General features: G+C 68.6%; 6 protein-coding genes. 5 read left to right on the top strand and 1 reads right to left on the bottom strand.

Annotated features, from left to right (window positions below; genetic code table 11):
* Positions 1-97 precede the first annotated feature (97 nt).
* The 4 genes from ACIQGZ_RS09000 to ACIQGZ_RS08985 all read left to right on the top strand — a co-directional run bounded on the left by ACIQGZ_RS09000 (position 98) and on the right by ACIQGZ_RS08985 (position 8,677).
* Positions 98-7,204 (top strand): polymorphic toxin-type HINT domain-containing protein, encoded by a 7,107-nt coding sequence (locus tag ACIQGZ_RS09000; protein ID WP_402600337.1) that lies wholly within the window; start codon positions 98-100, stop codon positions 7,202-7,204.
* Between the two features lie 6 nt (positions 7,205-7,210).
* Positions 7,211-7,693, top strand: coding sequence for a hypothetical protein (locus tag ACIQGZ_RS08995; protein ID WP_402600335.1), 483 nt, complete (start codon positions 7,211-7,213; stop codon positions 7,691-7,693).
* A gap of 199 nt (positions 7,694-7,892) precedes the next feature.
* Positions 7,893-8,099 carry a hypothetical protein gene (locus ACIQGZ_RS08990; protein WP_402600333.1) on the top strand — a complete coding sequence of 69 codons (207 nt, stop codon included), beginning with the start codon at positions 7,893-7,895 and terminating at the stop codon, positions 8,097-8,099.
* Between the two features lie 314 nt (positions 8,100-8,413).
* The gene (locus ACIQGZ_RS08985) at positions 8,414-8,677 is read left to right on the top strand and encodes a hypothetical protein (RefSeq protein WP_402600331.1); all 264 of its coding nucleotides are present in this window, start codon (positions 8,414-8,416) and stop codon (positions 8,675-8,677) included.
* Between the two features lie 547 nt (positions 8,678-9,224).
* On the opposite strand, the gene ACIQGZ_RS08980 is transcribed toward ACIQGZ_RS08985, so the two are convergent.
* The gene (locus tag ACIQGZ_RS08980) at positions 9,225-11,585 is read right to left on the bottom strand and encodes a Tex family protein (RefSeq protein WP_402600731.1); all 2,361 of its coding nucleotides are present in this window, start codon (positions 11,583-11,585) and stop codon (positions 9,225-9,227) included.
* Between the two features lie 199 nt (positions 11,586-11,784).
* Here ACIQGZ_RS08980 and ACIQGZ_RS08975 point away from each other — a divergent pair, with 199 nt between their 5' ends.
* Positions 11,785-13,116: a glycosyltransferase 87 family protein gene (locus tag ACIQGZ_RS08975; RefSeq protein ID WP_402600329.1), complete on the top strand. Its 1,332-nt coding sequence runs from the start codon at positions 11,785-11,787 to the stop codon at positions 13,114-13,116.
* Positions 13,117-13,182 lie beyond the last annotated feature (66 nt).

Raw genomic sequence — 13,182 nt, 5'->3', positions numbered from 1 at the left:
GCCCCTGCCTCGGAACGGCCATTCCCACTTCCGCGCGCCGACCCCTGCGGGTGCCCCTCAGCCGGCCGCGACCACCGACTCCAGCAAAGGACCTGACGTGGGTACAGGACTTCCCGCCGATCCGCCACGCCGTGAAGGCGCGCCGGCGGCCGCGCGCCGCCGGCTGGCCTGGGCCGCCGCAGCGGCGGCCATATCCCTGCTGCCGCCCCTCGCCGCCGTACCACTCGCCGCAGCCCCCGCCGCGGCCGCCGCCGCGGCCGCCGCACCGCAGAAGGCACTGGGCAAGCCCGACGTGCCCGAGCCCCGGGTGAGCAAGGTGCACCCCGTGGACAGCACGGTGGGCAAGGCCGCCGCCGACCGGGCCGCCAAGGCCCGCGCGGCCGACGACACACAGGCCGCCCACGCCCTGGCCGAACAGAACACCAAGCCCGCCTGGCCCAAGGCGGCCCAGGCTTCGATACACCTCCCCTCCGCCGGATCAGCCGCCGCCCCCGGTGGACTGCCCGTCACCCTCGCACCGGTCTCAGCCGGCAGCAAGGTGAAGAGTGCTGCCGGTGGAGCGGCGGGCGACGTACGGGTCAGCGTCCTGGATCAGCGGGCCGCGCAGCGCGCCGGAGTGACCGGTGTCCTGCTCACCGCAGCCCCGGACACTTCCGGAACCGCCCATCTGGCGGTGGACTACAGCGGCTTCGCCTCCGCCTACGGCGGCGACTGGGCCGGTCGCCTGCGCCTGGTCCAGCTTCCCGCCTGCGCGCTCACCACTCCGCAGCGGGAGGTCTGCCGCACTCAGACCCCGGTCACCTCCTCCCGCAACGACACCGCTGCCCAGCACGTCGAGGCCGATGTCGCCCTGACCAACGATGCCGTCGGCGCGGCAACGGCCTCCACTCGGGTGGTCTTCGCGCTGGCCGCAACCACTGGTGCGTCCGCTTCCGGTTCGGGCTCCTACGCGGCCACGCCCCTGTCGGCTTCGTCCTCCTGGGAGTCTGGTGGCTCGTCGGGTTCGTTCACCTGGTCCTATCCGCTGCGCACTCCGCCTGCGGCAGCGGGTCCGTCACCTGCGCTGGCGGTCTCCTACGACTCCGGCAGCATCGACGGCCGCACCGCGAACACCAACAACCAGGGTTCGCTGGTTGGTGAGGGCTTCGATCTGACGTCGTCCTACGTGGAGCGCAAGTACGGGTCGTGCGACGATGACGGCCACTCCGGCAAGTACGACGAGTGCTGGAAGTACGACAACGCCTCGCTGGTGCTGAACGGCAAGGCGAGTGAGCTGGTCAAGGACGACACCACCGGCACATGGCGACTGAAGGACGACGACGCCTCCCAGGTGGTGCAGGGCACCGGTGCGGACAACGGCGCCCACGGCGGCGAGTACTGGACCGTCATCACCGGCGACGGCACCACGTACGTGTTCGGCCGGCACAAGCTGCCCGGCTGGAGCGACCACGGGGCCGCCGCCGACGACCCCGTCACCGACTCCGTCTGGACCGTGCCCGTCTACGGCGACGACACGGGCGAACCCTGCCACGCCAACACCTTCGCCGACAGCGTCTGCAACGACATGCCGTGGCGGTGGAACCTCGACTACGTCGTCGACACCCACGGCAACGCCATGGCCTACTTCTACAACAAGGAGACCAACTACTACGCCAAGAACGGCGACGACTCCCCCACCACCGCCTACACCCGCGGCGGCTCCCTCAAGGAGATCCGCTACGGCCTGCGCACCGGGCACCTCTTCGACACCGGCAGCGCGGACGGCGGCCCGTCCCGCGTCACCTTCGACTACGCCGAGCGCTGCACCGCGTCCGACTGCTCCACACTGACCAAGGACACCGCCAAGAACTGGCCGGACGTGCCCTTCGACGCCATCTGCAACCAGGGCAAGGACTGCACCAACCACGGCCCGTCGTTCTTCACCCGCAAGCGCCTCACCGGTATCCACACCTGGACCTGGGACACCCGCCCGGCCACTCCCGCCTCGCTCCAGGTCGACGCCTGGACACTGAAGCAGAAGTTCTACGACGGCGGCGACATCGACAACAGCTCCGACCAGACCCTCGTCCTGGACAGCGTCCAGCACACCGGCAAAGCCGGAGCCGGCCTGACCCTGGACCCGGTCACCTTCACCTACCAGGGCCGCGCGAACCGGGTGGACGCCACCGACGACGTCCTGCCGATGACCAAGCCCCGCGTCTACACCATCACCTCCGAGACCGGCGCCGTCACCACCGTCAACCTCTCCGACCCCGAGTGCGTCCGCAGCGCCCACATGCCGGAGCCCGACGCCAACACCGCCAGCTGCTACCCGGTGTACTGGAACGTCAACGGCGCGGTCGAGCGGACACTGGACTGGTTCCACAAGTACCGCGTCACGCAGGTGACGACCGCCGACCCCACCGGCCACGCCCCCGCGGTGGAGAACCACTACACCTACTCCGGCGGCGCCGCCTGGCACTACGACGACGACCCCTTCACCGCCGAGAAGAACCGCACCTGGTCGCAGTGGCGCGGCTACGGCCAGGTCACCACCACCACCGGCTCCGCCGGCACCCTCTCCAAAACCGTCTCCCTCTACCTGCGCGGCATGGACGGCGACCGCCAGGCCAAGTCCGACGGCAGCCCCGACACCCCCCGCAGCGTCACGGTGACCGGCATCAAGTCCGGCGCGATCACCGACAAGGACCAGTACGCCGGCTCGCTACGCGAAACAGTCCTCTACAACGGCGCGGCGGAAATCTCCGGTAGCGTCCTCACGCCTTGGTCCAAGCAGACCGCAGTGCAGCACAAGTCCTACGCCGACACCGAGGCGTACATGGTGCGCACCTCCGCCACCAAGGACTGGACCCGGGTCACAAGCGGCACCACCCCCCACGACCGGACCCGCACCGTCACCACCACCTACGACGACTACGGCATGGCCGCGACCGTCGACGACGCGGGCGACGACGCGGTCAGCGGCGACGAGACCTGCACCCGCACCTGGTACGCCCGCAACGACAACGCCGGCCTGACCAACCTGGTCTCCCGCGTACGCACCACCGCCAAGCCCTGCTCCACCGCCGAGACCGCCCTGACCCTGCCGACCTCCTCCGCGACGCCCGGTGACGTCGTCTCCGACACCGCCACCGTCTACGACAGCACCACGGCCACCGCCTGGACACCGGGCCAGACCCCGACCGTGGGCGAGGCGAACTGGGTCGGCCGCGCCACCGCCTACCCGGCCACCGCCACCGGCGGCGGTGAGCGCAACCCCACCTCCTGGCAGACCGCCGCCACCTCCTTCTACGACACGCTGGGCCGCCCGACCACCGTCAAGGACGCCAACGGCGCCCCCACCGTCACGGCCTACACCCCGGTCGCCGCAGGCCCGCTGACCAGAACAATCACCACCAACGCCAAGCAGCAGAAGACCATCACCGTCTACGACCCCTTCTGGGGCGTGCCCGCCCAGTCGGCCGACGCCAACACCAAGGTCACCGAAGAGGCGTACGACCCGCTGGGCCGACTCACCGATGTGTGGCTGCCAGGCCGCTCCAGCGCGTCCGGCTACGCCGCTGACCTCCACTACGCCTACAGCGTCACCGCGGGCAAGCCGTCCTGGGTGTCCACCGGCACGCTGAAGGCCGACGGCACCACTTACCAGACCAGCTACCAGATCTTCGACTCCCAGCTGCGACCGCTGCAGACCCAGAACCCCGGCGCCCAGCGCGGCCGGGTGATCAGCGACATCCGCTACGACGACCGCGGCCTGGCCTACGAGGCCCTCAGCGATGTCTACGACGACACCGCGGCCCCCTCGGGCACCCGCGTGGGCGTGGACTACGGCCAGGCCCCGACCCAGACCGAGACCGCATTCGACGGCGCCGGACGCCCCACCACCAGCACCGTCTACACCTTCGGCGTCAAACGCTGGTCCACCACCGCCACCTACACCGGCGACTCCACCGCCACCACCGCCGTGGCCGGCGGCTCGGCCACCCGCACCATCACCGACACCCTGGGCCGCACCGTCGAGCAGCGCCAGTACAAGAGCACCTCACCGGCCGACAGCGACTACGGCACCACCGCCGGCAGCGCCTACACCACCACCCGCTTCACCTACACCCCCGCCGGCCAGCCCAAGACCATCACCGGCCCCGACAACACCGCCTGGTCCTACACCTACGACCTGCTGGGACGCCAGGTCAGCACCACCGACCCCGACAAGGGCACCACCACCACCGGCTACACCACCCTGGACCAGGTCTCCTGGACCAAGGACGCCGCCAGCCGCACCCTCTCCTACAAGTACGACGACCTCGGCCGCAAGACCGACGAGTACAGCAGCACCGACCAGGCCGACACCCACAAGCTCGCCCACTGGGCCTACGACACCCTCGCCAAGGGCCAGCCCGACTCCGCCACCAGCTACACCGGCGGCACCACCGGCCAGGCCTACACCAAGACCATCACCACATACGACACCCACTACCGGCCACTCGACACCAAACTCACCCTGCCCGCCAACGACCCCCTGGTCACCGCGGGCGTCCCCAAGGACCTCACCTTCGAGACCGGCTACAACCTCGACGGCACCGTGCAGTACACCCGGGAGCCCGCAGTCGCCGGACTGCCCCTTGAGAACGTCTCCTACGGCTACAACACCGCCGGCCTGCAGACCACCGCCTCCGGCGCCACCGGCTACCTCCTCGCCGCCGACTACAGCCCCTACGGCGAAGTACAGCAGCTCACCCTCGGCCCCTCCACCGCCAACGGCACCAAGAAGACCTACCTCACCAACACCTACCAGGACGGCACCCGCCGCCTGACCCGGTCCAACATCACCGACCAGACGCACTCCTACATGCTGCAGGACCTCAACTACACCTACGACGACGCCGGCAACATCACCTCCCTCACCGACCCCACCACCCTCGGCACCACCGGCAAAGCCGACAACCAGTGCTTCACCTACGACGGCTACCGCCGCCTCACCGACGCCTGGACCCCCACCACCCCCAACTGCGCCACCACCGCCCGCACCACCGCCAACCTCGGCGGCGCCGCCCCCTACTGGACCAGCTGGACCTACAACGACGCCGGCCTGCGCACCAGCGAGAAGAACAACACCACCGGCACCACCACCACCTACTGCTACGGCACCACCACCCACCACCAGCCCCACGCCCTCGCCGCCACCACCACCACAGCAGCCAACTGCACCAACACCACCCCCGCCTACGACTACGACCCGACCGGCAACACCACCAAACGCCCCGCCCCCACCACCGGCCAACCCGCCGAAAACCTCACCTGGGACAACCAAGGCCACCTCAAGCAGCTCACCGGCGGCACCCCCAGCACCGCCAGCACCGACTACACCTACGACGCCGACGGCAACCTGCTGATCCGCCGCCCCACCAGCCCCACCGGCAACGGCGAGACCGTCCTCTACCTCGGCGCCACCGAAATCCACTACACCCTCAACGGCACCACCAAGAAGCTCTACGGCCAGCGCTACTACACCGCCGCCGGCCAGACCACCGCCCTACGCACCACCCAAACCGGCACCAGCGTCGTCTCCTACCTCGCCGGCGACAACCACGGCACCTCCAGCCTCACCGTCGACTCCGTCACCCAAGCCCCCACCAAGCGCTACACCACCCCCTTCGGCGCCCCCCGCGGCACCACCACCGGCGGCACCTGGCCCGACGACAAGCAATTCCTCGGCAAACCCACCGACACCACCACCGGCCTCACCCACATCGCCGCCCGCGAATACGACCCCACCACCGCCCGCTTCCTCTCCACCGACCCCCTCCTCACCACCAACGACCCCCAATCCCTCAACGGCTACACCTACGCCGACAACAACCCCACCACCCTCAGCGACCCCACCGGCCTCGCAACCGCCTGCCTCGACACCTGCAGGCCCAACGAGCCACGCAACGTCAACGGCACCACAGTGCTGCCCAGCACGCAGGGCGGAGGGCACCTATCCGGAACCAACGCCGGCTCCGCAGCAGGAAACGGTTCCGGTGCCAGTAGCACTGGAGGAACACACAGCAGCAGCGCGCATGGCTCGGCGGGCGGCTTCTGGAGCGGCATGTACGACCAGGCTTCCGATCTGATCATGGGAGGGTTTAGCGAGGCTTATGACAGCGCTAAAACGATCGGTGGATGCGCTATCGGACACCTCGGCGATTGCTCTCAAATCCTTTGGAAAATCACCCCAACAGGCCAGTTGGAGCAAGGAGTCGGGGCACTCAAAGGGATATGGGACACCGGCGCCAGCATCAATGATGAGTTCCAGCAGGGCGACGGGTGGTACGCCACAGGACGGTTGACCGTTTTCGCCATTGTTGCAGCTGCTGGCAAGGGCGCTGGAGTCGAGGTCGAGGGGGAGGAAGCGGGACTTGCCGGCCGCATTTTCAGAGCCTGCAGCTTCGATGCCTCCACACCCGTCCTGATGGAGGATGGAGCTGCCAAACCCATCGGAAAGGTCAAAGTCGGGGACAAGGTCGAAGCCGGCGACCCCTCTACCGGAAAGCACCAGGGACCGCACTTCGTCACGGCCACCCATGTCAACCACGACTACGACCTGATCGACGTCGGCATACGCAACACCGATGGCAGCTATGCCACCATCCGCACCACCTCCCAACACCCCTTCTGGGACGACACCCTTCACACGTGGGTCCCAGCTGGCCAGCTTGCCGTCGGCCATGCCCTCGAAACAGCCAGCAACGAGCATGCCCATGTCTCGGCGGTCACCGTCCACGCCGGCAACCGCGACATGTACAACCTGACTGTCGAAGACCTGCACACGTACTATGTGCTGGCGGGGGCCACGCCGGTACTCGTTCACAACAGCAATGGGAACTGTGGCGTCACAGATCTCGCAGCCAAGATTGATGTTGAGAACCTTTCGATGACCAAGACCGTCGAAAATCACACCTGGGACATTGCTGGTACTCGGAATGTCGATGCCCCTAACTTCGGTAAGGCTGCACGCCCTTACATGAACGGCAACAATGGGCAGCTCCTTCGGGGGATCATGGACGGATCCGCGCCCAGGATGGATTCCCGTGGCGCTCCTGGGGTTGTCGAGTGGAGAACGCCCGGAACGATGAACGGAAGCAACGGGACCTGGGAGCTCAACATCGACGCAAATTCCAACAGGATCGTTCACTTCCTCTTCAAGAGCACAAAAGGCTAGCCCGAAATGAAATTCTCCATCCAAGACGGATCTCCTCTTGAGGGTGTTCTCACCTATGACGAGTCCGAGTACGGATTCTCCTTCAGTGCGCAGAGCGGGGAGTCGTTGAGCGAGAGGCTCGGCTCGGAGGGGGTTGCGAGTGTGCTGATCGGCACGCTCCAACTTGAGGTCGATATTGAGTCTCGGGAAGTCCTGTTCGCCTGGGGATACTTCCCAAACGTTCGGGGTGTGATGGCCGAGTTGACTGCTCCACAGTCCAATCCCGGACGGGTATTCATCTCGTCGGACCACTCCTTCGAGCCTGGGGTTTCTTTCGAGGTCCCTGGAGACAGGTGGCGGGTTTCGTATGATCCTTCCTCCGGGTGGGTCGCCATTCGTCTGAACGATGCCGCCGGCGCTAATTTCGTCCAAATCGCTAGCGGAACTGTCTTGGGCGTCGACAACGGTGATCTGGTTTCGGTCTGGCTCAATCCTGTTTTTGCAGAGTGACAGGCGATGAGGCGGACGGGTAAGCAGATCCGTTAGCAGCAGCAAAAATGAAGCCCCGTCAGGTGCGTCCTGGCGGGGCTTCTGCGGTGGGTGACGGCAGTAGTTGACGGCAACGTCAGTGGACGGTGGCTCCGCACAGCGGCGGGTCGTCGCCGCCGTCGCGGTTCGACTCGTCGCTAACAGGACCGCCGCTTAGCACATGTACTATGTGCTGGCGGGCAACACGCCGGTATTTGTTCACAATGACGATGGCGATGATTACAACCAGGCGATGGACAAGGCGCTGAAATGGATCAATCAGCGTGGATTCAGTACCAAAAGGCCAACAATCGGAAAATTTGGCACTATTCAAGGCAAGCCGATCGGCATGCAGACCAGCGACGAGAAAGGCAGGATTCAGGATTGAGTTCGACGGGCGCAATGGTGCTCACATCAATGCCTGGAGCGGAAAAGAAAAAGGTCCACACTTTAACTTCGATGCCACCGAGTCGACCGTAACGAAAATCCAAGGCCGTTTTGGATGTAGATGATGCTGAAGATTACTGGGCAAATTCCGTATATTGAGCCCCGCCGCTTGAGGGTCTGGAGCGTTGTGATGACTCGGCCATATTCAACTGGCTAAGTCTTCAATTTCCGACCATTGGCACGAAGATTGATTGGGCTCGCGCGCCAGGCAGGCATGCGCACTGGCGAATTGATGATGGAACGCGGCTAGCGGCGATGGCGGCCAAGGAAGTAAGTCTGCGTACCCTCGCGGATTCGGTGGTTGAGCACGTAGGAGACGGTCTCTCTCCCTATGGGGTGCATTTCACGAACGCCAGCTGCGCTTCGATTGTCGCCGAGTTGCTCGAAATCCCTGAGCACCACTATTTCCTTGCCGTGGATCGATCATGGATTGTAGCCGTTAGCACCGAAGGGGATCTCGACATCATCGATCAGCTCCGATTTGAAAATGATCAGCTTAGAGATCCTGGCGAGCGGTGAAAAGGAAGCTGGTGGCGGTGCTTGCCGTGCCTCTTGCGGCTGCCGGGCTCTCGTCCTGCGCTTCGGGTGCCGAAGTCTACAGAGCTGGGGCGTACGAGATTACCGGGACTTGGCGAGGGCCTGGCGGGCAGGAGTACGTCCTTCGCGAGGACCGGAAAGCGACCGCCCCTGAGAATGGCGCTCCCCAGGGCAGCTCGAGTGGATGTCCCGGGCCCGATGGGGGGAGTGGCAAGTGGGGTTTCTACAAGCCCGTGAGCCCAGGTTCCGGAACCTCGACGGTCTCTTATGAGGAATCCGCCGGGGACATGCTCTCGGTTCGATTCGAAGGCGCGGGGGCCGGCGGCCTCTGCTACTTCGATATGAATGCCGTGAAGCGGGACGGAGAGCTACAACTCTGCATAACCGATGATCCGGACGATCCTTGCGACTCCGGGGAGTACTTCCGCAGGGTCCCGTAACGCGGACTGGTACCGGTCGGGCAGCAGGCAGGGGCAGAGCGGTTTCTGTCCCTGCCGTCAGACCTCGCGGCCGGATCCGGTGCCGGCTATCAGCGGCCGCCCCGGTCGGGGCCGGTGAGGCCGGCGCGGCGGAGGGCGTCGGCCATGGCGCCGCCGCCGGCCGGGAGGGGGCCGGAGCCGCCGCGCTGCTGGCGGGGCGGCCGGGGCCCGCGCGGGGCGCCCTGCGGGCGGCGCGGGCCGCTGTCGGCGGGTGCGGCGGCGGTGGCCTCGTCGTCCAGCCGCAGCGTGAGCGAGATCCGCTTGCGCGGGATGTCCACGTCCAGCACCTTGACCCGCACCACATCGCCCGGCTTGACCACATCGCGCGGGTCCTTGACGAAGGTCTTGGACATGGCGGAGACATGCACCAGGCCGTCCTGGTGCACGCCCACGTCCACGAAGGCGCCGAACGCGGCGACATTGGTGACCACGCCCTCCAGCAGCATGCCGGGCAGCAGGTCGGAGAGCTTGTCGACGCCCTCCTTGAAGGTGGCGGTGCGGAAGGCGGGGCGGGGGTCGCGGCCCGGCTTCTCCAGCTCGCGGAGGATGTCGGTGACGGTCGGCAGCCCGAAGGTGCCGTCGGCGAACTCGGCGGGCTTCAGCGACCGCAGCACCGCGCCGTTGCCGATCAGCGCCTTGAGGTCGCCGCCGGTCGCGGCCAGGATGCGCCGCACCACCGGGTACGCCTCGGGGTGGACGCTGGAGCCGTCCAGCGGGTCGTCACCGCCGGGGATGCGCAGGAAGCCCGCGCACTGCTCGAACGCCTTGGGGCCGAGCCTGGCCACGTCCTTGAGCCCCTTGCGGGTGCGGAACGGGCCGTTGGCGTCGCGGTGCAGCACGATGTTCTCCGCGAGCCCGGCGCTGATCCCGGAGACCCGGGTGAGCAGCGGCGCGGAGGCGGTGTTGACGTCCACGCCGACGGCGTTGACGCAGTCCTCGACCACGGCGTCCAGCGAGCGGGAGAGCTTCAGCTCGGAGAGATCGTGCTGGTACTGGCCGACGCCGATCGACTTGGGGTCGATCTTGACCAGTTCGGCCAGCGGGTCCTGGAGCCGGCGGGCGATGGAGACGGCACCGCGCAGCGAGACATTGAGGTCCGGCAGTTCGGCGGAGGCGTACGCGGAGGCGGAGTACACCGAGGCGCCGGCCTCGGAGACCATCGCCTTGGTGAGCCCCAGGTCGGGGTGGAGCGCGATCAGGTCGGCGGCGAGCTTGTCGGTCTCCCGGGAGGCGGTGCCGTTGCCGATGGCGACCAGGTCGACCCGGTGGGCGCGGGCGAGCCGGGCCAGGGTGGCGATCGAGTCGTCCCAGCGGCGCTGCGGCTCGTGCGGGTGGATGGTCTCGGTGGCGACGACCTTGCCGGTGCCGTCCACCACGGCGACCTTGACGCCGGTGCGGAAGCCCGGGTCCAGGCCCATGGTGGCGCGGGTGCCGGCGGGCGCGGCGAGCAGCAGGTCGCGCAGGTTGGCGGCGAAGACCCGGACCGCCTCGTCCTCGGCCTCCTGGCGCAGCCTGGTCCGCTGGTCGATGCCGAGCCGGACCAGGATGCGGGTGCGCCACGCCCAGCGGACGGTGTCCTGCAACCAGCGGTCGGCTGGGCGGCCCCGGTCGGTGATGCCGAACCGGCGGGCGATGCGCTGCTCGTACCCGCTGGGTCCGGTCTGTCCGGCGGCGGGCTCCTCCTCGGGCTCCAGGGTGAGGTCGAGGACCTCCTCCTTCTCGCCCCGGAACATCGCCAGGACGCGGTGCGAGGGCAGCTTGGTGAACGGCTCCGCGAAGTCGAAGTAGTCGGCGAACTTGGCGCCCGCCTCCTCCTTGCCCTCCCGCACCTTGGCCGCCAGCCGGCCCCGGCTCCACATCCGCTCGCGCAGCTCCCCGATCAGGTCGGCGTCCTCCGCGAACCGCTCGACCAGGATCGCGCGGGCGCCGTCCAGCGCGGCGGCGGCGTCCGCGACCTGCCGCTCTGGGTCGACGTAGGCCCCGGCGGCGGTCTGCGGGTCCTGGGCGGGGTCGGTGAGCAGCAGTTCGGCCAGCGGCTCCAGACCGGCCTCACGGGCGATCTGCGCCTTGGTGCGGCGCTTGGGCTTGTACGGGAGGTAGATGTCCTCCAGCCGCGCCTTGGAGTCGGCGGCCATGATCCGGGCCCGCAGCGCGTCGTCCAGCTTGCCCTGCGCCTGGACGGACTCCAGCACGGCGGTGCGCCGCTCCTCCAGCTCGCGCAGGTAGCGCAGCCGCTCCTCAAGGGTGCGCAGCTGCGCGTCGTCGAGCGTGCCGGTGGCCTCCTTGCGGTACCGGGCGATGAACGGCACGGTGGCGCCGCCGTCCAGCAGCCCGACGGCCGCGACCACCTGCCCTTCGCGTACGCCGAGCTCCTCGGCGATCCTCTGCTCAACCGACGTCGTCGTCACGATCTCGAACCACCCTTTTCGCTGTGCCTGCCGTGCATTGTGGCAGCTCCGAGTGACAGAGCGGGTGGAGCGACGCCGGTGGACCGCTCCGGTCCGGCGGAGCTGACCGCCTGTCAGGTGTGTGGGCGGCCGACCTCATTGTCTATCTTTGTCGCTACTTAACGGTTATCACCCCTATCTGATCTGATCGCGGAGGCGGACGGTGGCGGACACCCGGTCGGTGCTCGGACCGCAGCGGCGGCGTACGGCGGACCCCACCCGGCCGGACCGGCCGGACCGGCCAGGCTGGACGCACCGATTCCCCCGGCTCCCCCGGCTCCCCCGGCCCTCCCGGCCGGACGGCGGCCCGCGCTGGTACCGGCCGGAGAGCTGGCCGCCCGATGTGCTGACCCTGGCCGGGTACTGGGCCGCCAGCCGGCTGGTGATGCTGGCCCTGGTGGTCACCGGCCGGGTGCAGCGGCCGGGCGAGCTGCGGCTCTACCGCCAGTGGTGCGACCAGCTGCTCGGCGGCAGCTTCCCGGTCGGTGACGTCACCTGGCAGTACCCGCCCGGCGCGGCGCTGGTGATGCTGGCGCCGGGGCTGCTGCGCCCGCTCGGCTATGCGGCCGGCTTCGTGGCGCTGACCCTCGCCGCCGACGCCGCCGTGCTGGCGGCGCTGCTGCTGGCCTCCCGGGGCTCCGGCCGCAGCCGGGCCGGGGCGCGGCTCTGGGCGCTCGGCCTGCCGCTGCTGCTGAACCTGCCGTACCTGCGCTATGACGTGCTGGTCACCGCCGTCGCGGTGGCCGCACTGCTGGCCCAGGGCCGCCGCCCCCGGCTGGGCGGGCTGCTGGCCGGGCTGGGCGCGCTGGTCAAGGTGTGGCCGGCCCTCACCGTGCTCGGCACCCCGCGCGGGCGCACCACCCGGGCGGCCTGGCTGTCGCTGCTCGCCTCGGCCGCCGTGCTGGCGCTGCTGCTGGCCACCGCCTTCCGGGGGGCCTTCGACTTCCTCGGCGCGCAGCACCACCGGGGGGTGGAGTTCGAGTCGCTGGGCGGCAGCGCGCTCCAGGTCGCCCGGCTGCTGGGCTGGTCGGGGCAGGTGCGGCTGCGCTACGGATCGGTGGAGTTCCACGGTCCGTATGTCTCCTCGGTGGCCGGTGCCTCGCTGCTGCTCACCGTCGCGGCGTTCGGCTGGCTGCTGCTGTGGCGGGTGCGGGCGCGGCGGTGGACGGCGGCGACCCCGTACGACGCGGCGCTGGCGGCGGTGCTGCTGTTCACCGTGACCAGCAGGGTGATCAGCCCGCAGTACCTGATCTGGCTGATCGGCCTGGCGGCGGTCTGCCTGACCGTCCGGGACACCGTCCAGCGGCCGGTGGCGGTGCTGCTGCTGCTCGCCACCGGGCTGACCACGGTGGGCTTCCCGCTCTGCTTCTCGCGGATGGTGGCCGGCACCGTCCCGGCGGTGGCGGTGATCGTGCTGCGCAACGCCCTGCTGGCCGCCGCCGCCGTCCTGTGCTGCCGCCGCCTCTGGCGCACCACCACCCGTCCGGCGGTATGACCCGCAGGCGCGCGGCACCGCGCGCACTACCCCCGCCGCCCCAACGCACCCGCCCAACTCCCGGCG

The organism is Streptomyces sp. NPDC092296 (assembly GCF_044755465.1).
Lineage (GTDB): Bacteria > Actinomycetota > Actinomycetes > Streptomycetales > Streptomycetaceae > Peterkaempfera.
The sequence above is the reverse complement of the archived record's forward strand: the minus strand, read 5'-3'. Positions and strand labels throughout refer to the sequence as shown.

What these genes read in the sequence shown, in the direction of transcription:
- ACIQGZ_RS08995 (WP_402600335.1), top strand. Translation starts at nt 7,211, where the DNA reads ATGAAATTCTCCATCCAAGACGGATCTCCTCTTGAGGGTGTTCTCACC.
- ACIQGZ_RS08990 (WP_402600333.1), top strand. Translation starts at nt 7,893, where the DNA reads ATGTACTATGTGCTGGCGGGCAACACGCCGGTATTTGTTCACAATGAC.
- ACIQGZ_RS08985 (WP_402600331.1), top strand. Translation starts at nt 8,414, where the DNA reads ATGGCGGCCAAGGAAGTAAGTCTGCGTACCCTCGCGGATTCGGTGGTT.